24 protein-coding genes and 1 tRNA gene are annotated in these 23837 nt (G+C 73.5%); 13 read left to right on the top strand and 12 right to left on the bottom strand.

Going from position 1 to position 23837, the window contains the following annotated elements; all coding sequences use genetic code 11:
• Positions 1–557: 557 nt before the first annotated feature.
• From ACWDYF_RS04965 to ACWDYF_RS04955, 3 genes are read right to left on the bottom strand one after another with little or no spacing between them, the layout of a single operon-like run.
• Positions 558–1127: a cysteine hydrolase family protein gene (locus ACWDYF_RS04965; RefSeq protein WP_389472233.1), complete on the bottom strand. Its 570-nt coding sequence runs from the start codon at positions 1125–1127 to the stop codon at positions 558–560.
• Positions 1124–1384: a DUF397 domain-containing protein gene (locus ACWDYF_RS04960; protein WP_389472231.1), complete on the bottom strand. Its 261-nt coding sequence runs from the start codon at positions 1382–1384 to the stop codon at positions 1124–1126. Before ACWDYF_RS04960 ends, ACWDYF_RS04965 begins: the two co-directional genes overlap by 4 nt.
• Positions 1365–2192, bottom strand: a complete 828-nt coding sequence (locus tag ACWDYF_RS04955) for a helix-turn-helix domain-containing protein (RefSeq protein WP_389472228.1) — start codon at positions 2190–2192, stop codon at positions 1365–1367. Before ACWDYF_RS04955 ends, ACWDYF_RS04960 begins: the two co-directional genes overlap by 20 nt.
• Positions 2193–2282: 90 nt before the next feature.
• On the opposite strand from ACWDYF_RS04955, the gene ACWDYF_RS04950 reads away from it, so the two are divergent.
• The gene (locus ACWDYF_RS04950; RefSeq protein ID WP_381743455.1) at positions 2283–2729 is read left to right on the top strand and encodes an ATP-binding protein; all 447 of its coding nucleotides are present in this window, start codon (positions 2283–2285) and stop codon (positions 2727–2729) included.
• A 93-nt stretch (positions 2730–2822) separates the two neighbouring features.
• On the opposite strand, the gene ACWDYF_RS04945 is transcribed toward ACWDYF_RS04950, so the two are convergent.
• Entirely contained in the window at positions 2823–3842 is a 1020-nt protein-coding gene (locus tag ACWDYF_RS04945) for an aldo/keto reductase (RefSeq protein ID WP_389472224.1), read from the bottom strand.
• 159 nt (positions 3843–4001) lie between these two features.
• Between ACWDYF_RS04945 and ACWDYF_RS04940 the strand changes: the two genes are divergently transcribed.
• Positions 4002–4616, top strand: a complete 615-nt coding sequence (locus ACWDYF_RS04940) for a TetR/AcrR family transcriptional regulator (protein ID WP_389472222.1) — start codon at positions 4002–4004, stop codon at positions 4614–4616.
• Between the two features lie 36 nt (positions 4617–4652).
• On the opposite strand, the gene ACWDYF_RS04935 is transcribed toward ACWDYF_RS04940, so the two are convergent.
• Both ACWDYF_RS04935 and ACWDYF_RS04930 read right to left on the bottom strand, forming a co-directional pair.
• Positions 4653–6158 (bottom strand): glycosyltransferase family 39 protein, encoded by a 1506-nt coding sequence (locus ACWDYF_RS04935; protein ID WP_389472219.1) that lies wholly within the window; start codon positions 6156–6158, stop codon positions 4653–4655.
• Between the two features lies 1 nt (position 6159).
• A complete protein-coding gene (locus ACWDYF_RS04930) occupies positions 6160–8343 on the bottom strand; it encodes a bifunctional glycosyltransferase 87/phosphatase PAP2 family protein (protein WP_389472217.1) in 2184 nt (727 codons plus the stop codon).
• A 539-nt stretch (positions 8344–8882) separates the two neighbouring features.
• Here ACWDYF_RS04930 and proP point away from each other — a divergent pair.
• Positions 8883–10250: a glycine betaine/L-proline transporter ProP gene (gene proP / locus ACWDYF_RS04925; RefSeq protein WP_381743447.1), complete on the top strand. Its 1368-nt coding sequence runs from the start codon at positions 8883–8885 to the stop codon at positions 10248–10250.
• A 101-nt stretch (positions 10251–10351) separates the two neighbouring features.
• Positions 10352–11023, top strand: a complete 672-nt coding sequence (locus ACWDYF_RS04920; RefSeq protein ID WP_018570593.1) for an O-methyltransferase — start codon at positions 10352–10354, stop codon at positions 11021–11023.
• Between the two features lie 85 nt (positions 11024–11108).
• Here ACWDYF_RS04920 and ACWDYF_RS04915 read toward each other — a convergent pair whose 3' ends face one another.
• Complete coding sequence (locus ACWDYF_RS04915) at positions 11109–11525, bottom strand: hypothetical protein (RefSeq protein WP_381743446.1); 417 nt, start codon at positions 11523–11525, stop codon at positions 11109–11111.
• Positions 11526–11672: 147 nt separating this feature from the next.
• On the opposite strand from ACWDYF_RS04915, the gene ACWDYF_RS04910 reads away from it, so the two are divergent.
• Both ACWDYF_RS04910 and ACWDYF_RS04905 read left to right on the top strand, forming a co-directional pair.
• Complete coding sequence (locus tag ACWDYF_RS04910) at positions 11673–12095, top strand: DnaJ family domain-containing protein (protein WP_381743445.1); 423 nt, start codon at positions 11673–11675, stop codon at positions 12093–12095.
• Between the two features lie 417 nt (positions 12096–12512).
• Entirely contained in the window at positions 12513–13031 is a 519-nt protein-coding gene (locus ACWDYF_RS04905) for a GNAT family N-acetyltransferase (protein ID WP_389472212.1), read from the top strand.
• 67 nt (positions 13032–13098) lie between these two features.
• Here ACWDYF_RS04905 and ACWDYF_RS04900 read toward each other — a convergent pair whose 3' ends face one another.
• Positions 13099–15213 (bottom strand): MFS transporter, encoded by a 2115-nt coding sequence (locus tag ACWDYF_RS04900; RefSeq protein WP_381743441.1) that lies wholly within the window; start codon positions 15211–15213, stop codon positions 13099–13101.
• Between the two features lie 516 nt (positions 15214–15729).
• Between ACWDYF_RS04900 and ACWDYF_RS04895 the strand changes: the two genes are divergently transcribed.
• A complete protein-coding gene (locus ACWDYF_RS04895; RefSeq protein WP_389472205.1) occupies positions 15730–16635 on the top strand; it encodes a peptidoglycan-binding protein in 906 nt (301 codons plus the stop codon).
• Between the two features lie 43 nt (positions 16636–16678).
• On the opposite strand, the gene ACWDYF_RS04890 is transcribed toward ACWDYF_RS04895, so the two are convergent.
• Together ACWDYF_RS04890 and ACWDYF_RS04885 are read right to left on the bottom strand one after the other, a co-directional pair.
• The gene (locus ACWDYF_RS04890; protein ID WP_037893269.1) at positions 16679–17338 is read right to left on the bottom strand and encodes an HAD-IA family hydrolase; all 660 of its coding nucleotides are present in this window, start codon (positions 17336–17338) and stop codon (positions 16679–16681) included.
• A 293-nt stretch (positions 17339–17631) separates the two neighbouring features.
• Positions 17632–18210 (bottom strand): TMEM165/GDT1 family protein, encoded by a 579-nt coding sequence (locus ACWDYF_RS04885; RefSeq protein WP_018570600.1) that lies wholly within the window; start codon positions 18208–18210, stop codon positions 17632–17634.
• Between the two features lie 382 nt (positions 18211–18592).
• Here ACWDYF_RS04885 and ACWDYF_RS04880 point away from each other — a divergent pair, with 382 nt between their 5' ends.
• The 3 genes from ACWDYF_RS04880 to ACWDYF_RS04870 all read left to right on the top strand — a co-directional run bounded on the left by ACWDYF_RS04880 (position 18593) and on the right by ACWDYF_RS04870 (position 21198).
• Positions 18593–19267, top strand: a complete 675-nt coding sequence (locus tag ACWDYF_RS04880) for an HNH endonuclease family protein (RefSeq protein ID WP_389472201.1) — start codon at positions 18593–18595, stop codon at positions 19265–19267.
• Positions 19268–19868: 601 nt separating this feature from the next.
• On the top strand, positions 19869–20321 hold the full coding sequence (locus tag ACWDYF_RS04875; RefSeq protein ID WP_026252992.1) for a DoxX family protein: 453 nt from the start codon (positions 19869–19871) through the stop codon (positions 20319–20321).
• A gap of 238 nt (positions 20322–20559) precedes the next feature.
• On the top strand, positions 20560–21198 hold the full coding sequence (locus ACWDYF_RS04870; protein WP_018570603.1) for a DedA family protein: 639 nt from the start codon (positions 20560–20562) through the stop codon (positions 21196–21198).
• A gap of 117 nt (positions 21199–21315) precedes the next feature.
• On the opposite strand, the gene ACWDYF_RS04865 is transcribed toward ACWDYF_RS04870, so the two are convergent.
• Positions 21316–21552 carry a DUF2277 domain-containing protein gene (locus ACWDYF_RS04865; protein WP_381743436.1) on the bottom strand — a complete coding sequence of 79 codons (237 nt, stop codon included), beginning with the start codon at positions 21550–21552 and terminating at the stop codon, positions 21316–21318.
• A 41-nt stretch (positions 21553–21593) separates the two neighbouring features.
• A complete protein-coding gene (locus ACWDYF_RS04860; RefSeq protein ID WP_389467011.1) occupies positions 21594–22121 on the bottom strand; it encodes a GNAT family N-acetyltransferase in 528 nt (175 codons plus the stop codon).
• 159 nt (positions 22122–22280) lie between these two features.
• Between ACWDYF_RS04860 and ACWDYF_RS04855 the strand changes: the two genes are divergently transcribed.
• The 3 genes from ACWDYF_RS04855 (at position 22281) to ACWDYF_RS04845 (ending at position 23808) form a co-directional block, all read left to right on the top strand.
• Positions 22281–22646, top strand: a complete 366-nt coding sequence (locus tag ACWDYF_RS04855; protein ID WP_389467014.1) for a hypothetical protein — start codon at positions 22281–22283, stop codon at positions 22644–22646.
• Positions 22647–22740: 94 nt separating this feature from the next.
• Positions 22741–22812: transfer RNA gene (locus ACWDYF_RS04850), tRNA-Val, on the top strand.
• A gap of 225 nt (positions 22813–23037) precedes the next feature.
• Positions 23038–23808 carry a DUF4097 family beta strand repeat-containing protein gene (locus tag ACWDYF_RS04845; RefSeq protein ID WP_037893265.1) on the top strand — a complete coding sequence of 257 codons (771 nt, stop codon included), beginning with the start codon at positions 23038–23040 and terminating at the stop codon, positions 23806–23808.
• Positions 23809–23837: the final 29 nt, after the last annotated feature.

The raw sequence follows: 23837 nt of genomic DNA, 5'->3' as shown, positions 1-23837 counted from the left end.
CCTCGGCCAGCCGTCCGAGGACGCTCGGCAAGGAATCTGTCATCCCAGGCCCTGGGTCATCGGCGGAGAAGCCCCCCCCCCGGCTCTCGGCATGGGTGCCTACGTGAGGGTCACGAGCCGGCCGCTGTCACCGTATTCGCTCCACAGCACGGTGCGTCCGTCCACGGCACCGGCCCAGAGACTTGTGGTGCATCCGTCGTCGAAGCGAAGGAGAACCTCACTTCGCCGACGTCCTCTGTCGTTGCTCCATGTCCCGGCGCCGTCTTTTTCCCGGACGCCGTCCCGCGAGCAGCCGAAATACTCCAGCTTCAGTCGGCTCGCCGTGAACTTTGCGTCTCGCCGCAGCTCAAGGGCGCCAGCCCCGGCCTTCCACGTACGCACGAGCGAAGCGGCCGACACGAAGCGTCCCGCTGGGTACTTTTCGTAGTCCGTCGCTACGTAGCATCCAGACGCGAGCAGGATGACCAAGGGCATGAGCGCCACAAGAAGTGGGGGGTGCATCCGGGCAGCGGCGGACCTGTCCGCCACCGGTGTTCCGGGCACCCCCGGACTCACGGTCACTTCCCGGCCGGGGTGCTCTCGAAGTCGACCGAGTCCGTCTGGGTCGTGCCCGCTGTGCGGCCCGGGGCCCGCTGGTAGGTCCAGTAGAGGTTGGTGTGGGCGATGACCTGGGGGACCGGTGGGGCACCCCAGGCGGTCTTGTCACCGGCCGTGTGGGCGTCGGCGACCAGGATCGTGTCGTAGCCGCGCACCAGGGCGCCGTGCAGCGTCGAGCGGATGCACGCGTCCGTCTCCGCGCCCGTCACCAGGAGCCGTCCCACCCCCAGGTCCGACAGGACGCTCTCCAGCGTGGTGTCCTCGAAGGAGTCCCCGTAGTTCTTGTGGACGAGCGACTCGCCCTCCGCCGGGGCCAGTTCCGGGACGATCCGCCAGCCGTCACTGCCCTTCGCCAGCCCGTCGTCCGCGTGCTGCACCCACACCACCGGTACGTCCGCCCGCCGGGCGCGCTCCACCAGCGTCGCGATGTTCCCCACCACCGCGTCCCGCTCGTGCGCCCCGTCCACCACGTCCACCTGGACGTCCACGACCAGCAGCGCGGTCCCCGGCCGGTTCTCCAGGGTCGTCACCGCCCCGCCGCCTCCGCCGCCCAGCCCACGAAGCCCGCGAACGCCCCCGGGCGGAACGTCAGCATCGGTCCGCCGGACACCTTGGAGTCCCGTACGGCCACGGAGGCGCAGGGGGTGTCCGCCACCTCGACGCAGTCGCCGCCCTGGTCGCCGCTGTACGTCGACTTGCGCCAGGCCAGGGCCCCGAGCGGCGCGCACTCCACGCAATCGCCGCCCTGGTCGCTGCTGTAGCTGGACTTACGCCAGTTGCTCTCCATAGCGGTCCTCCATCACGCGCCGGATCAACTCCGCCGAGTCCTTGAGGGAGAGAGCGGCGGCTTGGAGATGATCGTAACGGAGCGAGCAGTCCTCGACGGTCTCCGGGTTCGCGGTCGGATGCCCGCTGCCGTACCCCTCGGTGTAGACGATGGTCGGGTCGCTGCTGAAGCGATAGACGTTGAACGAGCCTGTCATTCCGGCGTGCGCGCCCGCCGAGTACGGCAGGATCTGGACGTTGATCCGGGGATTGCTCTCCAGCGACCACAGGTGCTCCAGTTGGCCGCGCATGGTCTCCCTGCCGCCGATCTCCTGGTGGAGGGCTCCCTCGCTGAGGATCATCCAGAAGATCGGCGGCTTCTCCTTCTCCAGGATGCGCTGTCGGGCCAGTCGTACCGCGCTGCGGTCGTCGAGGTTGGTGTCGTCCAGCACGCCGAGCACCGCGCGGACGTACGGCCCGGTCTGCAACAGCCCATGGACCATGTGGGTCTGGAAGGTGCAGATCTCGACCGCCCGCGCCTCCAGCTCCGCCGTCTGCCGGAACCACGCCGGAAGCTGGCTCCGCATCACCAACTCGACCAGCCGCGACAGCAGTCCGCCCGTGCCGAGCGCGGCGTCCACGCGTTCGCTGAACTCCGCTGTCGGCAGCTTCCGGGCCGTCTCCACCTGGCCCACCAGCGAACCCGTGTAGTTGACGACCTCCCCCAGTTGACGTTGTGTCAGGTTCGCGGCCTCGCGGAGGCGGCGCAGCTCGAAGCCGTAGTAGTCGAGCGGCGAGGCCCCGGGGTCGAGGACGTTGATGTTGGTCACGCGAGGTCCCCTTTCCTCGGACTGCCCACGGGCAGACCCGTTGTATCCAGGCAATAGCCCAGAGTAGTGACCACAGGTCAGTCTCGTACCGTGAACGACTACTTCCCCTCCGTTCTGGCAGGCCCCCGCCCTGCCCAGTACCGCCTGATCCTCACCGCCGGTGAGCACTCGGCGGGTCATATCCGTCGTATCGTCCGCTCGCACCTGGCCGAATGGGGCCTTGCCGAGCTGACCGACGCCGTGGAACTGGGCGTGACCGAGCTGGTCGCGAACGTCGTACGGCATGTCCCGGACCGCCACTGCACGCTGGTGCTGCTGCAACGGGAGGCCGGGGTCCGGGTGGAGGTCACGGACGGTTCGTCCGAACTGCCCGTGGCCCCAGCCGAGGTGCCCTGGGAGGCGGAGAGCGGGCGCGGGCTGCTGCTGCTCGACGCCGTGGCCGACAAGTGGGGTGTGGACCGCTGGAGGCAGGGCGGCAAGACCGTGTGGTTCGAGTGCGGTCCCGCGCCCTGCCCGCCGGATCAGGTGCGCGGCTGAACCACCGGATCCGCCAGCGGATGGCCGCGCCCCGGCTGCCGTCCCCGACCGTCGGTCCGGCTGCCGGACCCGGCAGCCGGACCCGGCAGCCGGTCAGCGGCGGCGCAGGGCCGCGTCCAGCAGGGCGGGCGGGGTGTCGAACTTCTCCTGCGGGGCGAGGTCGGTGCCGGGCGCGACGATCCCGTCGACCGCGTCGAGGACGTCGGCGGGAAGCACCGTGTCGGCGGCGGCGAGCTGGGCGCGCAGGTGGTCCAGGGTGCGCGGGCCGATGAGGGCGCAGGTCACGGCCGGGTGGGCGGTGACGAAGCCGAGGGCGAGCTGGATCATGGTGAGCCCGGCGTCGTCGGCGACCTTCGCGAGCCGTTCGACGGCGTCCATCCGGGCGCGGTTGGCGGGGACGGTCAGGTCGAAGCGCTCGGGCAGGATGCGGGCGCGGTGGTTGGTGAGGCCGCGGTCCGCGCGGACGGCGCCCGAGAGCCAGCCCGAGGCCAGCGGTGACCAGACCAGTACGCCCATGCCGTACTCCTGGGTGACGGGCAGGACATGGGCCTCGATGCCGCGCTGGAGCAGGGAGTAGCTGGGCTGCTCGGTGGCGTAGCCGCTCAGGCGGTGCTCGCGGGCCGCCCACCGGGCCTGCACGATGCGGTGGGCCGGGAAGGTGGAGGAGCCGAACGCGCGGATCTTCCCGGCGCGTTGCAGGTCGGTCAGGGCCGACAGGGTCTCCTCGTCGCCGGTGGCCGGGTCCCAGCGGTGGATCTGGTAGAGGTCGACGTGGTCGACGCCGAGGCGGCGCAGGCTGGCGTCGAGCGCGGTGACCAGCCAACGGCGGGAGGCGCCGCGGTGGTTGCGCTCCTCGCTCATCGGCAGGCCCGCCTTGGTGGCGAGCACGATGTCGTCGCGGCGGCCGGCGATCGCCCTGCCGACCATCTCCTCGGACTCGCCGGTGCCGTACATGTCGGCGGTGTCGATGAGGTTGATCCCGGCGTCGAGCGCGGCGTCGACCAGGGCGGTGGCCTCCTCCTGCGTGGTGCGGCCGATACGGCCGAAGTTCATGGCGCCGAGCGCGAGGGTGCTGACCTGTACGCCGGTGCGGCCCAGGGTGCGGTACTGCATGCGGATGCCCTCCAGGGAACGGGGCAGGGGTGGCCGCCGGGCCGCCGCTCTGCCATGATGAACAAGCGGAACGTTGCTCCGTTAACGACAGAGACGATACGGAACAGCGCTCCGGTTTGGCAACGGCGACCGCGGTGGAGTCATGGCGGGAAGGGACACATGGCGGGAAGGGACATACACACGGTGAGTGAGAGCGACGGGGGCGCGCGGAGCGCGTCCCGGGCCAGGCGGGCGGACGCCCGGCGCAACCAGCAGACCCTGCTCGACGCCGCCGCCGCGGTCTTCGTCACCTCGGGCGTGGAGGCGCCGGTCCGGGACATCGCGGCCAGGGCCGGGGTCGGCATGGGCACCATCTACCGGCACTTCCCGACCCGCGCCGACCTCGTCGTCGCCGTCTACCGGCACCAGGTCGAAGCCTGCGCCGAGGCCGGTCCCGCGCTGCTGGCCGAGAGCGCGAGCCCGCACGCCGCGCTGGGCCGCTGGATCGACCTCTTCGTCGACTTCCTGGTCACCAAGCACGGCCTCGCCGCCGCGCTCCAGTCCGACGACGCGGGCTTCCGCACCCTGCACGCGTACTTCCTCGACCGGCTGCTGCCCGTCTGCGCCGAACTGCTCGGCGCCGCGGCCGAGGCGGGCGAGACCGGCCCGGACGTGACCGCCTACGCGCTGATGCGCGGGGTCGGCAACCTCTGCATCGGCGCGGAGAACGACCCGGAGTACGACGCGCGCCGCCTCGCGCAGCTCCTCGTGGCGGGACTGCGCCGGGAGCGGTGAGCGGCGGGCCCGGCGGCGCGCCGCTCACCGGTGCGGTCAGCGCGCGCAGCGGCCGGGGCGGGCGTAGCGCAGGATCTGCGCGCCGTGCACGTGGACGCGCGCGCAGACCTCGAACTGCCGGTGCAGCACGTCCCGTTTGACGGCCTCCTGGGGGTACGGGTCCAGGGGCTGGCCCGGCGGGTCGGCGAGGGCGACGATCCGGTCGGCCGCGAGGATGCGCCGCCGGATCTCCGCGGCGGGCAGCTCGGTGCCCTGGAGGGTGGCCGAGGCCGCCGGCGAGCCGGACAGGGCCAGGTCGTCCAGGCGGGCGTAGAGCGCGGGGCGGGACAGCAGCCACTCGCGGCGCCGGGCGGGCAGGAACAGCACACCGTCCCCGGGCCGGGCCAGGCGCCGCACCTCCCGGGAGACGGCGACCGCGTCGTCCTTGCGGCTCTGCGGTGAGCGCACCGCCAGCGACCAGGGCAGCAGCACGGCCACCGCGGCGACGGCCGCCAGGCACGCCACCGGCACCCGGACCGCACGGCGCCACCGGGCGCGCCCGGCGACCGCGCGGTCCAGGGCGGCGCCCGCGAGCAGCGCGGCGCCCGTCATCCCGTAGATCACGTACCGGTCCACGTACCAGGGCTTCACCAGCGACACCGTCATCAGCAGCCCGGCGGGCAGGACGGCGAGCCCCAGCCCGAGCCGGACGAGCGTCACCCGGCCGCGCGCCGCACCACCCCTCCCGGGCTCGCCGGTCCCGTCCCGCAGCAGCCACCGCGCCAGCAGCGCGCACACCGCCGCGACGGCCGCGTACTGGAACCACATGGCGGCGCTCGGGCGGCCCAGCCAGCCCAGTTGGTCCTCGGCCTGACGGGCGCTCAGCACGGCCAGCGGCAGCAGGGCGGCGAGGACGGCGGCCGAGGCGAGCGCCCAGCGGCGCCGGGTACGGCGCGGCGCGCCGAGCCGCCACAGGGTCAGGGCGTACGCGGTGAGCGCCAGGGCGGCGAACTCGTGCAGCCAGCAGGCCACGGCCAGGAGCACCGCGTACCCGGCCCACCAGCGGCGGCCCGGCGCGTCCAGGCCGCGCAGGAAGGCGTACGTGGCCCAGGTGACCGCCGCCGTGACCAGCGCGTACGAGCGGCCCTCCTGCGCGTACTGCTGGGTCACCGGCAGCACGGCGAAGACCGTACCGGCGAGCACGCCCGCGCGGCGGCCCGCGAGCCGGGCGCCCGTCACCCCGACGCCCGCCGCCGCCAGCGCCGTCGCCAGGACCGAGGGCAGGCGCAGCGCGAGCAGGCCGCCGTCCCACAGCGCGAACACGGCGTGCATGAGCAGGTAGTAGAGGCCGTGCACGGCGTCGATGTGACCCAGCAGCCGCCCGAGGTCCCCCAGGGACCGGTGGGCCACCTGATGGGTGACGGACTCGTCCCGCCACATGCTGTCCCGCCGCCCGATCCCCCACAGGCCGAGGGCGAGCGCCAGGGCGGCGGGCAGGGCGGCGGGCGCGACTGCGGGCAGAGCGGCCCGCACCGTCGTGCGTGGCGAGGCCGTACGCGTCATCTCAGCGCGCCGCCGATGCGGGTCTGGGGCCACCCGGGTCGGTGTCGGTGCCCGTGCCCGTGCCGGTGCCGGTGCCGGTGCCTGTGGCCTGGGACGGGATGGTGACCGAGCCCGCACCGGCGGACGGGGGCGCCCCCGTGGTCGAGGCCGCGCCGGAGTCCGGGGCCGGGGTGGCCTTCCGAAGGTCCGGCGGGCGGGTTCCGGCCGTCCGCGCGCGGGGGCCCGACAGCAGATAGGTCACCGCGAAGCCCGTGGCGACCACGGTGGCGCCGCCGACCGCGTCCAGCACCCAGTGGTTGGCGGTGCCGATGATCGCGGAGACGGTGAACAGGGGGTGCAGCAGGCCGAGGGCCTTCATCCACCAGCGCGGTGCCACCACGGCGATCACCACACCGCACCACAGGGCCCAGCCGAAGTGCAGGGACGGCATCGCCGCGTAGGGGTTGGTGAGCGCGGTCAGGGCGCCGTACTCCGGTTTGGAGAAGTCCTGCACGCCGTGCACGGTGTCGATGAAGCCGAAGCCCGGCATGAGCCGGGGCGGGGCCAGCGGGTAGAGCCAGAAGCCGACCAGGGCCAGCAGCGTGGCCACGCCCAGGGCGGTGCGCGCCCACCGGTAGTCGGCCGGGCGCCGCAGGTAGAGCACGCCGAGGACGGTCAGCGGCAGGACGAAGTGGAACGTCTCGTAGTAGTAGCTGAGGAAGTGGTCGAGCCGGGGCAGCCGGACCATGGTGTGGTTGGCCCAGTGCTCTATGTCGAGGTGCAGGAAGTGCTCCAGGGAGTGCACCTGGCGGCCGTGGTGCTCGGCGGTGGCGCGGTCGCCGCGCGCGACCACCCGGACCTGGGAGTAGGCGGCGTAGGTGACGCGGATCAGGAGCAGTTCGAGCAGGAGGTTCGGGCGGGTCAGCACCCGGCGCAGGAACGGGACGAGCGGGACGTGCCGGAGGCGGGCGGGCACCGGGTCCGCGTAGCGGGTGGCGACCGGGGTGCGGTAGTGCTCGTCGGCCCGGGACAGGAACGGCACGGCGGTGGCCGCCGCCAGGGCCGCCAGCAGGACGAGGTTGTCGCGCAGCGGGTTCAGGACCGCCATCTGGGGCAGCATCGCCCGCGCGGGCAGCGTCAGCACCAGCACCACGGCGATGGGCCACACGTACCGGTCGGAGGCACGCCGCCCGGCCCGGCCCGCGACCGCGAGCAGCACCCACAGCAGCTGGTGCTGCCAGGCGGTGGGCGAGACGGCGATCACGGCGCAGCCGGTGACGGCGACCGCCAGCAGGAGCTGTCCGTCACGGGCGTAGCGGACCGCCCGGCGCAGGGCGAGGGCGGTGACGGCGGCGGCCAGGGCCAGGAACAGCGCGATCTCCAGCGGGCCGGTCAGCCCGAAGCGCAGCAGGGCGCCGTGCAGGGACTGGTTGGCGCGGGCGTCGGCCGGTCCGCCGAGGCCGGTGCCCGCGCAGTGGCGGATCCAGTAGACGGCGGAGTCGTGCGGCATGGCCGCCCAGGCGAGGGCGGTGCCCGTGGCGAAGGTGGCGCCGGTCGCGGCGGCGGCCCGTCTGCGTCCGGTGCACCACAGCAGCGGCGCGAACAGCAGCGTGGTCGGCTGGAGCGCGGCGGCGAGGCCCACGAGGAGGCCGCCGGTGCGTTCGCCGCGCACGGCGAACAGGCCGAGCAGCACCAGCAGCACCGGCAGGACACCGGTCTGGCCGAGCCAGAACGCGTTGCGCACCGGCAGGGACAGCATGAGCAGGCTGATCGCGACGGGCGCGGCCAGCAGCGCGGTGCGGCGCCCGGCCGGCTGGGGCAGCGCGCGGGCGGCGACCAGGCCGAGGGCGACGACCAGCAGCAGCGTGCCGAAGATCCAGCTCCAGCCGAGAGCCCGCTCGGCGGCGTTGGTGAGCGGTTTGAGGACGAGGCCGCTGAAGGGGGTGCCGGTGAAGCTGGCCGTCTCGTAGAGGGAGCCCTTGACGTGCAGGACGCCGTGCGGTCCCACCCAGGTCTCCAGGTCCGTCAGCCGGTCCCCGCGCGGGGTGGCGAGGACGACGGCCACCTGCCGTATCGCGAGGAACCCGGCGATCAGCCACAGGCCCAGCCGGGCCGCTCTCAGGCGTCCTCCGGCGGGCGGTGCGGCCGCCGCCGCACCGCCCCCGAAGGCCGCCACCGGTCCGCCGCTGTGCTTCGCATCCGCCACGCCTCGTCGGCCTCCCGCCCCACTCGTCCCGCGCGCTCGCGAATCCGCGTGCCGCGTCCCGTGCGCCGGGACGTCTGCCTGTCCCGGTACGAACCCTTACGAACCCTATGAGGCGCGCGGCCCCGCCCGGCGAGCCCCCCGTGCGGTGCGCGACCCTCCCCGCCCTCCCCACAAGACGCCCGGGAGCCGGGTTCCACCTGTCTCCGGACCCCCGCGTACCCCGTCGTACGGCGCGACAAGGATCACAACGCGGAACCGTTCCGGGTGTCCGGAAGCGGGCATACGTGCCTGCGTATCGCCCATTTGAGTGCTCTGCGCATCGACCTGCTTACACCACGCAAGGGGAGCAAGCGGTCGTATGGTCGATTTCTGGCCCTCCGCGACCGTCGCTTTCCAGCCACGTCATGCGGGGGCCGCTTTCGGTCCGCACCCCGTGCGGACCGGCCCCGGACCGCCGCGCGCGGACCGGCCGGACCCGGCGACAGCGCCGCCGCGCGGGTCGTGTCCCTGCCCCCGTCGAAAGGTAGGCGAGCGAAGCCTTGTCGGCTGCCACCGTCACCGCACCCCGTCCTGTCACTCTCACCAAGAACCGCTCCGACGCCACGGTCACCGACCCGGCGCTCGTGCGGCGGGCCGTGAAGGCCGCCGCACTGGGCAACGCGATGGAATGGTTCGACTTCGGTGTCTACAGCTACATCGCGGTGACCCTGGGCAAGGTCTTCTTCCCCTCCGGCAACCCCACGGCCCAGCTGCTCTCCACCTTCGGCGCCTTCGCCGCGGCCTTCCTGGTGCGCCCGCTGGGCGGCATGGTCTTCGGCCCGCTCGGCGACCGTGTCGGACGGCAGAAGGTGCTGGCCGTCACCATGATCATGATGGCCGCGGGCACCTTCGCCATCGGCCTGATCCCGTCGTACGCCACGATCGGCGTCGGCGCCCCGATCCTGCTGCTGGCCGCCCGTCTGGTGCAGGGCTTCTCCACCGGCGGCGAGTACGCGGGCGCCTCCACCTTCATCGCCGAGTACGCCCCCGACCGGCGCCGCGGCTTCCTCGGGAGCTGGCTGGAGTTCGGCACGCTCGCCGGGTACATCGGCGGCGCGGGCCTGGTCACGCTGATGACGGCGCTGCTGTCCTCGGAGGACCTGGTCTCCTGGGGCTGGCGGATCCCGTTCCTGATCGCGGGCCCGATGGGCATCATCGGCCTGTATCTGCGGATGCGCCTGGAGGAGACCCCGGCGTTCGCCGCCGAGGTCGAGAAGTCCGAATCCAGCCGCCCGAAGGTGCCGCTGCGCGAGATGGTCGCGGGCCAGTGGAAGGCGCTGCTGCTCTGCATGGGCCTGGTGCTGGTCTTCAACGTCACCGACTACATGCTGCTGTCGTACATGCCCAGCTATCTGACCAGTGAGCTGAAGTACGACGAGACGCACGGCCTGCTGGTCGTGCTGGCCGTGATGGCGCTGATGATGATCGTCCAGCCGTTCGCCGGGGCGCTCACCGACCGGATCGGCCGCCGCCCGGTGATCGCGGCGGGCTGCGCGGGCTTCCTGCTGCTGTCCGTCCCCGCGCTGCTGCTGATCCGCCAGGGCAGCCTGCTCGCCATCGGTCTGGGCATGGGCGCGCTCGGTCTGCTCCTGGTCTGCTTCACCTCGGCGATGCCGTCCGCGCTGCCCGCCCTCTTCCCGACCCGGGTGCGCTACGGCTCCCTGTCGATCGGCTTCAACATCTCCGTGTCGCTGTTCGGCGGCACCACCCCGCTGGTGGTCACGGCCCTGATCGGCGCGACCGGCAACATGATGATGCCCGCCTACTACATGATGGCGGCGTCGCTGATCGGCGGTGTGGCGGTGTGGTTCATGACGGAGTCCGCCGGGCGCCCGCTGCCGGGTTCGCCGCCTTCCGTGGAGTCGTGAGCGCCGGGGCCGCAATTCGCTGACACTGTTCGTGTCGCCGGGCTATATTCGTTAGCGCAGCTAGTTAGCGGATCTAACTAGGCACACGAAAGGCATGGTGCATGAGCGACTCGCAGCTCTGGGACGACGTGGACGCCTACTTCTCCGGCCTGCTCTCCCCGGAGGACGAATCCCTCCGGGCCGCGCAGCGGGACAGCGACACCGAGGGCCTGCCGCAGATCAACGTCACTCCGAACCAGGGCAAGCTGCTGCACCTCCTGGCCCGTCTCCAGGGCGCCCGGAACGTCCTGGAGATCGGCACGCTGGGCGGCTACAGCACCATCTGGCTGGCCCGCGCGCTGCCGGAGGACGGCCGCCTGGTCACGCTGGAGTACGACGCCCATCACGCCGACGTGGCCCGCCGCAATCTCGCGCACGCCGGGCTCGACCGGATCACCGAGGTGCGGGTGGGGCCCGCCCTGGAGTCGCTGCCCAAGCTCGCCGACGAGAACCCGGCCCCCTTCGACCTGGTCTTCATCGACGCCGACAAGGTCAACAACCCGCGCTATGTGGAGTGGGCGCTGCGGCTGACCCGCACCGGCAGCCTGATCGTCCTGGACAACGTGGTGCGCGGCGGCGCCGTGACCGACCCGGACAGCACCGACCCGAGCGTGCGCGGCACCCGCGGCGCGCTGGAACTCGTCGCCGAGCACCCCCGTCTGGACGGCACCGCCATCCAGACGGTGGGCAGCAAGGGCTACGACGGCTTCGCGCTGGCCCTCGTGCTCGACTGAGGTTCCGGCGCCCGCCCGCACGCCCGCTCGTCCGGGCCGTGCCCGGCCCGCTCACCCCTCGTGCCCGCTCATACCCCGTGCCCGTTCACACCTCGTGGTAGAAGCCGACACTGAGGCTGCGCGGGCTGGTGCGGTCCCGGACGAGTATCTCGCCCGAGCCGCCCCGGGGCAGCTCGGCGGTGGCACCGTAGCCGAGCGGGCCGCCCGGCGCGCCGGGCTGTGCCCTGCCCGGCGCGCCGACCGTCAGCCGGACCTCGGCGGACGGTTCCGGCTGCGAGCCGCGCAGCCAGGTGACCCGCCAGGCGCCCTCGGGTCCGCAGCGGAACTCCAGGTGGACGCGGGAGACGAACAGCCAGTCCTCGGGCGTCGCCAGCCGGCACACGGCCCGGTCCCGGCCCACCCGCAGCACGGCACCCGGCTCGCTGGGCGCTTCGGCCATCAGCATGCCGGCGGTGCTGCCCGCTTCCGTCCCGGCGACCGCGGCCATGGTGAGTTCGAGCACGTGCGCTCCTCGTGGTTCGGGGCGCCCCGGGCCGCAGCCTGTGCGTGCCCGGCCGTGCGCGCCAACACCGTTCGCGGAGCGCCCGGTTGACGCACCGCGGCGGAATGATAAATCGCCTGGGCGGGGCGTGTCCGGCACAATGGGCCCATGACCGAGCGAAAGCCACCGGGTGTGCCGTTCGAGTCCTGGGTCGAGAAGGAGATCCGCGACGCGCAGGCGCGCGGCGCCTTCGACCGGCTCCCCGGCGCGGGCAAGCCCCTCCCGGACGACACCACGTACGACGAACTGTGGTGGGTCAAGCGCAAGCTCGCCCGCGAGGGCCTCTCCGTCCTCCCGCCAACCCTCGCCCTGCGCAAGGAGGCCGAGGACGCCCTGGCGGCGGCCCGCGCGGCCCCCTCGGAGAGCGCCGTCCGCCGGATCGTCGCGGACATCAACACCAAGATCCTCGACATGATGGTCACACCCCCGCCCGGTCCGCCGCTGGGCCTGAAGCGGTTCGACGCGGAGGAGGTCGTGGCCGAGTGGCGCGCACGGCGCGGCGGGCGGGGGGCGGCCGAGCCGACGGGCTGACGCCGGGTGACGGGGCCGGAGACGGAGGGCGGGGTGCCCCGGGTGGTGCGCGGCGGGGTCCGGGGGCGGCCCGTCGCAGTGGTGGGGCCGAGCAGCGGCCTGTCCGACGCGGGAGTCGAATGGCGGCTGGTCCACGGGCGGGCTGGGGGCGGGCCTCGTCCGGTGTGCAGGCACCAGGCAGCGGGCCACCCGGCGCCGGCAGGCACGGCGCGGATCGTCCGCACGGGCCGGCCGGGCAACGGGCCGCCCTGCGGGAGCAGGCACGGCGACGGACCGTCCGGTGGACGGCCCGCCCGGGGTGCACGAGCCCGGGAGGCAGATCACCCGGTGGCGTACGGGACCGGTCGGCGGCCGGTCCGGCGGGAGTGGACGGTATTCGGTTGCGGCGGGCCGTGGCCCGCCGGTGAGAATGTGCGCATGCCGCTGCCGCCGTCGACCACCGCCGTGTCCTGGAGCGTGAGCCCGGAGCCGTACGACTCGCCGGTCTCCGCCGCTCTGTGGCGGGCGTACTACACCGAGGTCAGCGACCGCTGGTATCTGCTGCACGAGGGGCGCCGCACCGCTCCCGAGGAGCTGGAGCGGGAGATCGCCGCCGTCACCGGGGCGGAACTGGCGCCGCCCACGGGGCAGTTGCTGCTCGGCCGCTGCGAGGGGCGGCCGGCGGGGACGGCGGGGGTCCGGCTGCTGGATCCCGGCACCGCCGAGCTGACCCGGGTGTTCCTGGACGCGGAGGCGCGCGGCCGGGGCGGCGCCGCGCTCCTGGTCAGCGCCGCCGAGGAGGCCGCCCGCGCCCTCGGCGCCCGGCGCATGGTCCTGGACACCCGCCATGACCTCGTCGAGGCCCGCGCCCTGTACGCCCGCCTCGGCTACACCGAGACCGGACCCCACAACGACTCCCTCTACGCCGAGCACTGGTTCGCCAAGGCCCTGCGCTGAGGCGCCCGCGTCCCCGCCACCGCGTCCCCGCCACCGCGGCGCGGCGCGGCGGTCAGAAGCTCGGCGGTCAGAGCTGCCGGGTGACCGGGCGTCCGTCGTGGGGGCGTTCGCCGTCGGAGCCGCAGAGTTCGCCGGTCAGTTCCTTCACGAGCTGGGTCAGGTCGGTGGAGCGGCCGGGCTTCCACCAGTCGCCCAGGAGTTCGGCGAGGGATTCCTCGCGGGCGTGGGCCAGCCGCTCGGCGACCTCGCGCCCCCGGCCGGTCAGGACGAGGTCCAGTCCCTGCCGCTCGGCCAGCCGGCGCTCCTCGACCTGGCGGGCCGCCTCCAGGATGACGGTCAGCGGCACCGGGACGCGCTCGGCGAGCAGGGCCGGTTCCACCCACCCGAACTTGTTGATCCGCAGCACCAGCCAGCTCGCCGCGGGCAGCAGGTCGTAGCCCGCCCGCGCGGTGATCGTCCGGTAGATCTCGCGCCGCCCCTCGCGGGTGCCCAGCACCGACAGCGCCCGGCACACCTCGTCGTACGAGGACCGCTCCACCGGGTTGGTGGCGAGCGTCTGCGTGCCGTCCGGCGCCGTGACCGAGCCGCGCAGCTTGTCCTCCTTCAGGAACCAGGCCAGTACGAAGGCGAGGAGGGCCACCGGGGCGGCGTAGAGGAAGACGTCGGTGATGGCGGAGGCGTACGCGTGCAGCGCGGCCGGGCGCAGGCCGGGCGGCAGGGCGCCGATGCCGCGCGGGTCGGACTTGAGGGCGTCCGCCGTCACGCCCGGCGGCAGCCGGGTGCCCCGGAAGGCGGCGGCGAGCTGGTCGCCGAGCCGGCTCGCGAAGACCGTGCCGAAGATGGCCACGCCGAAGGAGGCGCCGATGGAGCGGAAGAAGGTGGCGCCGGAGGTGGCGACGCCCAGGTCCTCGTAGCTGACGGCGTTCTGCACGATGAGCACGAGGACCTGCATCACCAGGCCGAGACCGAGACCGAAGACGAAGAAGTACGCGCTCATCTCGGCGGTGGAGCTGTGCTCGTCGAGCCGGTGCAGCAGGAGCAGGCCGACGGTGGTGACGGCGGTCCCGGTGACGGGGAACACCTTCCAGCGCCCGGTCCGGCTGACGATCTGCCCGGAACCGGTGGACGCCAGCAGCATGCCGACCACCATCGGCAGCATGTGGACACCGGACAGCGTCGGCGAGATGCCCCGCACGACCTGGAGGAAGGTCGGCAGGTACGTCATCGCGCCGAACATCGCGAAACCGACGATGAAGCTGATCACCGCGGAGAGCGTGAAGGTGCGGACGCGGAACAGCTTGAGCGGCAGCACCGGTTCGGCCGCCCGGTGCTCGACGGCGACGAAGGCCGCCGCGAGGAGGACGCCCGCCGCCGCGAGGCCGATGATCTGCGGCGAGCCCCAGCCCCAGGTGGTGCCGCCGAGCGAGGCGACCAGCACCAGGCAGGTGGCGACCGCGGCGATCAGCAGCGTGCCGAGGTAGTCGATGACATGGCGCTGCGTCTTGCGCGGGATGTGCAGCGCGGTGGCGATCACGGCGAGCGCGACCACACCGACGGGCAGGTTGACGTAGAAGACCCAGCGCCAGCTCAGATGCTGGGTGAACAGACCGCCGAGCAGCGGCCCGAGCACACTGGTCGCGCCGAACACCGCGCCGAAGAGCCCCTGGTAGCGGCCGCGGTCGCGGGGTGGCACGACATCGCCCACGATCGCCATGGACAGCACCATCAGCCCGCCGCCGCCCAGCCCCTGCACGGCCCGGAACGCGATCAGCTCGGGCATGTTCCGCGCCATCCCGCACAGCGCGGAGCCGATCAGGAAGATCACGATGGCGGTCTGGAACAGCTTCTTGCGGCCGTACTGGTCACCGAGCTTGCCCCACAGCGGGGTCGCGGCGGTCGACGCCAGCAGATAGGCGGTGACCACCCAGGACAGATGCTCCAGGCCGCCGAGGTCGCTGACGATGGTGGGCAGCGCGGTGGAGACGATCGTCTGGTCGAGCGCGGCCAGCAGCATGCCCAGGAGCAGCGCGCCGATCGAGACGAGGACGTTGCCCGGGACGTGCTCGGAGTCGTCGGGCGCGGCGCCGCGCGGCGCCGTCTCCGGCACCTCCGGGGTCTCCGGGGTCTCCGGCACCTCCGGGGTCTCCGGGGTACCGGTCGTGCCGTGTCCATCCCCGGCCATGGCGACCTCCCGACGCTCGCGTGACACCCTCCATCGTCACCAATGTGTCCGGTTATGGCCTGTCGAGTCCCCTTCGGCCGCCGCCATTCCGGGGGCTTCGGGGAGAAGGTGTGGAGGGGATCTGCATAATCCTTGGAGTTCGGACTGGGAGGGGACCGGGGCGTGGAAGAGCCGAAACGGCATGTCTGCCCGGAGTGCGGGGCGCCCCGCAGCGCGGACAACTCCCCGTCGTGCGCCTGCGGCCGCCGGGCGGCCGACGCCCTGCGCGACGCGCGGACGGCGGAAGCGGCGCGGGCCGAGGACTTCGACCCGCTGCGGATACGGCCATACGTGAATCCCGGGGACCCGGGTGACCCCGGGGGCCCAGGGGATCTGGGAGACCCGGGAGGTCCCGGGGGCGTCGGTTCGGGCTCGGGTGCGGGTACGGGGTCGAGTGCGGGGTCGGGTACGGCTCCCGTTGCCGCCGGGAGCGAGCGCGCCGGGGGCGATCCCCGGGCCGAGGCGGAGACACGGCCGGTGCCTGTCGTGGATGGTGCGGAGGGCGCGGAGGGCGCGGGGGGCGCGTCCCGTACGGACGCGGCCGAGGGCGCGGGGGCCGCGCACGGCTCGGACGCCACCATGTCGTTGCGCGCCATCACCCCGCCCGCCCTGCCCACCCCGCTGGCGCGGCGGGCGGGTGCGCCCAGCGCGTCCGACCTGAGCCTGTTCGACGCCCGCTCCACGCAGACCTTCGAGGCGGTGGACCCGTCCGCCGGGGCGGACGGCACGGGCGACGGGCCGGGCGGGTCCCGTCGGCGCCGTCGCCGACGCCGCCCCGCCGCCGTGATCGCCGTGTCGACGGCGGTGGTGGCGGTCGTCGCGGCGACCGCGTACGCCGGAGGTCTGTTCTCGTACGAGTCCCCCGCGCGCGACGGCGCGGCCCAGGACGTACGGGAGGGCATCCCGGACGGCCCGGCGCCCACGGTCCCGTCGGCCGCGCCGACGAGCGCCGCGCCGGTGCGCTCGCCCTCGCCGTCCATGTCGGCGACCACCTCGCCGTCGCCCACCGCGAGCACCTCGGTGTCGGCGTCGCCCTCGGCCACCGGCCACTCGCCGACGCCCTCAGGGTCCCCGACCGGCGCCGCCGTACCGGGGCCGGGCACCGCCTCGCCCACGCAGAGCCCGCCGAGCACCCTGGCCACCGCCTCCACGCAGCCCGCCGGGTCCCTGCGCCGGGGCGACCACGGCCCCGCGGTGCGCGACCTCCAGGAGCGCCTGACGCGGCTGTACCTCTACACCGACGCGATCGACGGCTACTACAGCCGCAGCGTCGAGGACTCGGTGCGCAACTACCAGTGGGCCCGCGGCATCACCTCGGACGGCTTCGGCGTGTACGGCCCGGCGACCCGAGCGAGCCTGGAGGCAGAGCCGACGCAATGGTGAGACGGGGCCCGCGCGCCAGCAGCCCACCGGTCCGGTCGGGCGCTCAGCCCAGATGCAACCGCACGGTCCCGTCCCCCACCGGCTCGACCCGGATCCCGGTGAGGTCCCGCACGACCGCGTCGGGTTCGTGGACGGCGGCGCGCGGACCGATGCCGATGACGCGCATCCCGGCGGCCCGCCCGGCGGCGATGCCCGCGCCGGAGTCCTCGAAGACCACGCAGTCGGCGGGCTCGACGCCGAGTTCGGCGGCGCCCTTGAGGAAGCCCTCGGGGTCGGGCTTGCTGGCGCCCACGGACTCGGCGGTGACCCGCACGTCCGGCAGCGGCAGCCCGGCGGCGGCCATCCGCGCGGTGGACAGGCCCACGTCGGCCGAGGTCACCAGGGCGTGCGGCAGTCCGCGCAGCGCGGCCATGAACTCCGGCGCGCCGGGCACGGGCACCACGCCGTCCATGTCCGAGGTCTCCTCGGCGAGCATGCGGGCGTTCTCGGCGATGTTCTGCTCCTGGGGGCGGTCCGGCAGCAGGAGCGCCATGGAGGCGTGGCCCTGACGGCCGTGCACCACCTTCATCACCTCGTCGCCGTCCAGTCCGTGCCGGTCGGCCCAGCGCCGCCAGATGCGGTCGACGACGGCGTCGGAGTTGACGAGGGTGCCGTCCATGTCGAGCAGGAGGGCGCGGGCGGTGAGCACGGCGGTGGCCGTCATCGGCAGCTCCAAGGTGCGGAGGGGCGTGCGGTGGGGCCCCGGCTGTCCGGCCGGGCCTCCCCGGAGGGGACAAGGCGGCCCCGCCCGCCGGTCAGGGAGAACGGGCGGGAGCCACTTTGTTTCTCTACGGTACAAAACGAGACGGGCTTCCCGCCACCACCCCGTGCACCCTTCACCGGACTTCATCGGAAGTTCAGCTCCGGGTCGGGCGCCGAGAGTCCGGGGTCACCCCTCCGGCGCGCCCCCGACGCACACGACGCCCGCGCGCACGCCCCGCGCACCCGCCCGGCGGCTCAGCTCACCGCCTCCCACAGGCTCCACACACCGAGCGCGATCATCAGCACGGCCGCGATCTTGGTGATCAGCCCCAGCGGCACGCGCCGCATCAGCGCCTTTCCGCCGACGATGCCGAGACCGGCGACCGCCCACAGCGCCAGGACCGCGCCCACGCCCACGGAGATCGGGTCGTCGTAACGGGCGGCGAGGTTCGCCGTCATGATCTGGGTGAGGTCACCGAACTCGGCGACCAGGATGAGCATGAAACCGGTCCCGGCGACCTTCCAGAAGGACTGGTCGGCGGGCTTGCGGATCTCCTCCTCGTCGTCGCCCTTCTTGAAGAGCAGCACGGCCGCGCCGCCCAGGAACAGCACGCCGGTGAGCGCGTGCACGATCTGCTGCGGCAGGAGTGTGAGCACGCTGCCCGCCGCCACGGCCAGCACCACGTGCAGCAGGAAGGCGGCGGCGACGCCCGCGAAGACGTAGGAGGCGCGGTAGCGGGTGCCGAGGACGAGTCCCGCCAGGGCCGTCTTGTCCGGCAGTTCGGCGAGGAAGACGACGCCGAAGACGAGCGCCATGACGCTGAGACTGATCACTGTCCCTCAATCGGTCGGGCCGCCCCGCCGAGAGTGCTGTGAGCTGTGCGACAGACGCCTCGGCAGGGCAGCGCACTGATGCGCCCGTGCCGTGGGCACGGGCGTGCACTGCTTGCCGAAGGTCTCGCTGGCCGGCCGGGACGGTGTCCGCGGCCTGCCTCCGGGCGCCGGCTCAGCATGGCTGAGCAGTATGTCGACGGTCCGGCGAAGAGCTACTCCCCTTCTGCGCCGTCCATGGTACGCGACGACGAGTTCGGCCCCGGACCTTGTCATGTCATGGACGCGTCACTAACTTCTCACCGGACGCACACCCTCCCGCAACGCGGCGCCGCGAGCATTCCCACACTCGCGCCCAAAACCCCCACAAAGCAAGGGAGTTCACATGGCCCGCATATTCCGCCGCCGGTCCTCCGCGCCCTCGTTCTACGCGCGTCGACGCGTGGGCATCCTCACAGCGCTGACCGGCCTCCTCGCCTCCGCCGCGCTGATCAACCCCCCGGCCGCGTCCGCCGCCCTGCCCACCCCGGTCAGCGCCGCCACCGCCCGCGGCTACCTCGCCTCCCTCACCGTCGCGGCCGAGAACCGCACCGGCTACGACCGCTCCCTGTTCCCGCACTGGATCACCATCAGCGGCAGCTGCAACACCCGCGAGACCGTGCTGAAGCGGGACGGCTCCGACGTCACCACTGACTCCGCCTGCGCCGCCAAGAGCGGCAGCTGGTACTCCCCCTACGACGGGGCGACCTGGACCGCCGCCTCCGACCTGGACATCGACCACGTGGTCCCGCTGGCCGAGGCGTGGGACTCGGGCGCGAGCAAGTGGACCACCGCGCAGCGCCAGGCGTTCGCCAACGACCTGACCCGCCCGCAGCTCATCGCGGTCACCGACAACGTCAACCAGGCCAAGGGCGACCAGGACCCCGCCACCTGGGTGCCGTCCCGGTCGGCGTACGTCTGCACCTACGTCCGCGCCTGGGTCCAGGTGAAGTACTACTACGGCCTGTCGGTCGACTCGGCGGAGAAGAGCGCCCTCCAGGGCTACCTCGCGAGCTGCTGAGCCACCCCGCCCTTCGGCGCGCCCCCTCTCCCCCCCCCCACCGCGCCATCCGCCCGCCCTTCTCCGTCACGCACGCCCTTCCGGGCCGACGGAGGAGGGCGGGCTTCGTCGTGGACGGGGGCCCGCGCGCCGAGCGCATGGCCGATCCGCACCGCCCCCGCATGGCGCGATCCGAGCCATCGGGCCGTCGGCGCCGCACCCGGCCGTGGTGGTTCGGCCATTTGTTCGTTAACTCGACGCTCGTCGACGTTCGCCCCGGAGGCGTCCGGCGCGCCTCCGCGCGCAGGCCGAGCGCGCCCGGGGAGCCCGGCCGCGAGCCGTAGCGGAGTCCGCCGCACCCCCCGGCCCGCCCAGTGGTCCAGCAGGTGGCACACCCCGTTATTCACCAGGTTGTCCACCCCTTGGCTGGTTCGCGCACTTCACTTAATCCGCTGCGTACCGGAGCAAACGGAATCGGAAGCGCACCCCCAGCATGGCCAGATGTTGAACTTGCAAGTACAGATTAGGTCGACCTAACCTAGGTCACTCGTTCGGATGCGTCCCCCAGCCGGTCCCCTCCCCGGGCCGGCCTTGACCGAAGGAGAACCCCCACATGACCGGCCTGACCGGACGTCTCAACTCCGCGCAGCCCTATGTCCTCGGCCTGTTCCGCGTCGTCGTGGGACTGGTGTTCTTCTGCCACGGCGCCGCGTCCCTGTTCGGTGTGCTCGGCGGTGCCGCGGGCACCCATGGCGGCACGCTCTCGGCGGGCACCTGGCCGAACTGGTACGCCGCGGTGATCCAGCTGGTCGCCGGTGCCCTGGTCGTGCTGGGCCTGGGCACCCGCGCCGCCGCGTTCATCGCCTCCGGCTCGATGGCCTTCGCCTACTTCGACGTGCACCAGAAGGCGGCGCTGTGGCCCATCGAGAACGGCGGCGAGATGCCGGTGCTGTTCTGCTGGTCCTTCCTGCTGCTGGTCTTCACCGGCTCCGGCGCCTTCGCCCTGGACGGGCTGCTCGCCCGGCGCTCGACGCAGCGTCAGCCCGCCGCCGAGCAGACCCCGGTGGCGGCCTGACGGCGGGCGCGGGGCTGCCGGTCCCACCCGGCAGCCCCGGCCCCGGGCCGGTCCTCCCGCGCACCGGCCCCGGCCTCCCCGCACACCCCACAGGGGCCTCTGCGAACACATGAGCCCCCGGTGAATCCCCTGTCACACCCCGGGCGTACGCTGTATGGCTGTTCACAGACCGCCCCTGCCGCTCCCCCGCGACATCGCGGCACACGGTCGGTCCCCGGGGGAGTCGAGGGAGTTCGCGGTGCTGGAGAGTGTGGCGAGGGTGGGGGCGCTCACCGGCACTCCGTGGATCTATGTCGCGGTGACCCTCTCGGTGCTGCTGGACGTGTTCCTGCCGGTGCTGCCCAGCGGGGTGCTGATCGTGACGGCGGCGACGGCCGCCGCGGCGGGCACGGGCGCCGCCGCCGGACATGTCCCGCACGATGTGCCCGACATCCTCGCGCTGATCCTGTGCGCGGCCACCGCCTCGGTGCTGGGCGACCTCTTCGCCTACCGCCTCGCCCGGCGCGGCGGCGAGCGGCTGGACCGGGCGCTCGCCCGCTCGCGCCGCCTCAGCACCGCCCAGGAGCGGCTGGGCGCCGCCCTCGCCCGGGGCGGCGGAGGCGCGCTGGTGGTCATCGCCCGCTTCGCCCCGGCCGGCCGCTCGGTCGTCTCCTTCAGCGCGGGCGCGGCACAGCGCCGGGTGCGGGAGTTCCTGCCCTGGTCGGCGCTGGCCGGGCTGTCCTGGGCGGGCTACAGCGTGGCCCTCGGCTACTTCGGCACCCGCTGGCTGGGCGCCGCCTGGCTCGCCACCTGTGTCTCGGTGGCCGCCCTGTTCGCGGCCGGGGCCGCGGCGGCGTATCTGATGCGCCGCGCCCCGAAGGCGCGCGAGGCGTCCTGAGCCACCGCCCCCCCCCGGCCGTCTCAGGTGAGGCTCACCTCACCCCGGAGCCCGGAGCGCGAGGACCGGCAGCCCGGCAGCCCGAGGCGCGCCACACCCGGCAGCCCGGGGCGCGTCTCACCCCGCGGCGGCCCGGCGCGCCGCACCTCCCCGCACCTGGAGTCCCGCCAGCAGCTCCGCCGTCGCCGCCGTGACCGCCTCGACCGCGCGGTCGAAGACTTCCTGGTTGTGCGCGGCGGGCGCCCGGAACCCCGAGACCTTCCGGACGTACTGGAGGGCGGCGGCGCGGATCTCCTCCTCGGTCGCCTCCTCGGGCAAGGCGGGCGGGCGCAGCGTCTTGATGCTCCGGCACATGCTTCCAGTCTCCTCCCGGTCCCGCGGGACCGCCGATGCCCTCATTCGCCGCCCGGGGACTCGGTGCCCAGGTCGGCGTACCAGTCGTTCGACGTGATCGGGTTGCCCTTCGGGTACTCGAAGGCGACCGTGCCGCGCAGGGTGAAACCGGCCCGGCGGCAGACCGCGTTCGAGGCGGTGTGCTCCACGCGCGGATACGCGTGCAGGAACCGGTGCCGTCCGGCGGCCCGCGCGCGGCCCATGACCGCCCGCGCGGCCGCCGCCGCGAGCCCGCGCCCCTGGAACCCGGGCGATATCGCCCACCCCGTCTCCCAGACGGTCCCCTCCGGCCAGGGCCGCTCCCAGAAGCCGATCGCCCCCGCCGTGCGCCCGTCGTCCGCCGTCACCACCCGGCACATCCCCCCGGCGGGCAGCTCCAGATAGCGCCGGTGGCGCTCGGCGAGCTTCTCCTCGCTCTCCGGGCCGCCCAGGTGCTCGGTCATCTCCGGGCTGTTGTGCAGCCGCAGCAGCCAGAAGTCGTCCTCGCCCCACGGCTCCAGCCGCACCTTCGCCTCGTCCGCCTCGCCCATGACGCCCGTCCCCTTCCGTCCTTCTTCCGTCCTTCGTCACCCATCCCCGTCACCGTAGGGCAGGGGTCTGACAACGGGCCGCGACCGGCGGATTCGTCGAACGCATGAACCCCCTCGCGCGAGTCGCCACCGAAAATCGAACAGGCGTAGCATTGCGGCGTGGCTACGCCCTATGACTTCCCGAGTGACCTCCTCGCCGGCCAGGAGGAGCTGCATCAGGTCCGGGCCGAGCTGTCGGCCCTGCTCAAACGGCTGCCCTGGTCGGTCCAGCCGCTGGACGGATTCAGCGACGACGGCGGCTGGCGCAAGGTGGAGCGCCCGGCCTCCCCGGGCTGGTCCGCCGACGACCAGGCCGAGGTGGAGAAGCTCCGCCGCCGCGAGCACGAACTGGCGGTGTTCGTCACCACGCACCGCTACTGGTCCGCCTTCACCGGCCCGGACGCCGTCGCCGCCCGCACCCGGCTCAAGCACGCGCGCGAGGACCACGAGCGCTCCGCGCGCGGGGACGGACCGGACGAGGGGTGATCCCCGCTGGTCGCCGGGGCGTCGCGCCGCCGGGGCCCGGCGGAAGGGGTTTGCGGGACCGTCCCCTCGTCAGGGTAGGCTGTCCACTCGTCCCGGGTGCGTAGCTCAGGGGTAGAGCGCCTGCCTTACAAGCAGGATGTCGGCGGTTCGAAACCGTCCGCGCCCACCGGCCGCGTCACGTCACGTCGTGTCACGCGAGCGAAGGCCCAGCACCACGGGGTGTCCCGAGGAGCTGGGCCTTCGGTGCACCCGGGGCCCGGCGTACGGGGGTTACCCCCACCCCCGATCCGGCAGCGAGCCGCATTCCCCGCCCGCTCCCCTTCTCCTACGGTCGTCGGTGACCGCAGCACCACGCGCCGAGAGCGCTGTTCCGCATCTGGGGGAGACCGTCATGTCCCGTTCCGTTCCCGTCCGCGCCGCCGCCGTGACCGGTGTCGTCGCGGCCCTGCTCGCCACGGCCACCGCCTGCGGCGGCTCCGCGGCGGACGACAAGGACCCCGAGCAGCACTCCTTCTCCCTGCACGGCCGCACCCTGACCGTGGACTCCGACGACTCGGCGCTGGAGATCGTCTCCGCCGACGGCGTCAAGGCCGGAACCGTCCAGGTCACGCGGTGGTTCAAGGGCTCCGTGCTGATCGGCGACGACCCCCATGTGACCTGGTCCATGAAGAACGACCGGCTGGTGCTGCGCCTGAAGTGCTCCGGGATCGTCACCGACTGCGACGCCCGGCACCGCATCGAGGTGCCGCGCGGCATCGCCGTGACGGTGCGGGACGGCAACGGCAGCGTACGGGCGCAGGGCTTCAAGGACCCGCTGACCGTGCGCACCTCGAACGGGCCCGTGCACATCACCGACTCCACCGGGCCGCTGGACCTGCGCACGTCCAACGGCTCCGTGCGGGCCGAGGTCGCCGCGCGCCGGGTGCGCACCACCACCAGCAACGGTTCCGTGCACCTGGAGCTCGGCGCCGTGCCCGACCTGGTCGACACCCACTCCTCGAACGGTCCGGTGACCGTGGCGCTGCCCGGCGGCCGGTACCGGGTGACGACCGAGACCAGCCACGGTTCCACCCATGTGTCGGTGCCCCGGGACGACTCCAGCCCGCACGTGGTGTCCGCGCGGACCTCCAACGGAAGCATCACGGTGCGCACGGCGAACTAGGACCGGCCCGTGTGTTCGTCCTGTACAGG

The organism is Streptomyces sp. NPDC003284, assembly GCF_053589675.1.
This window is presented reverse-complemented; position numbering and strand designations above follow the sequence as displayed.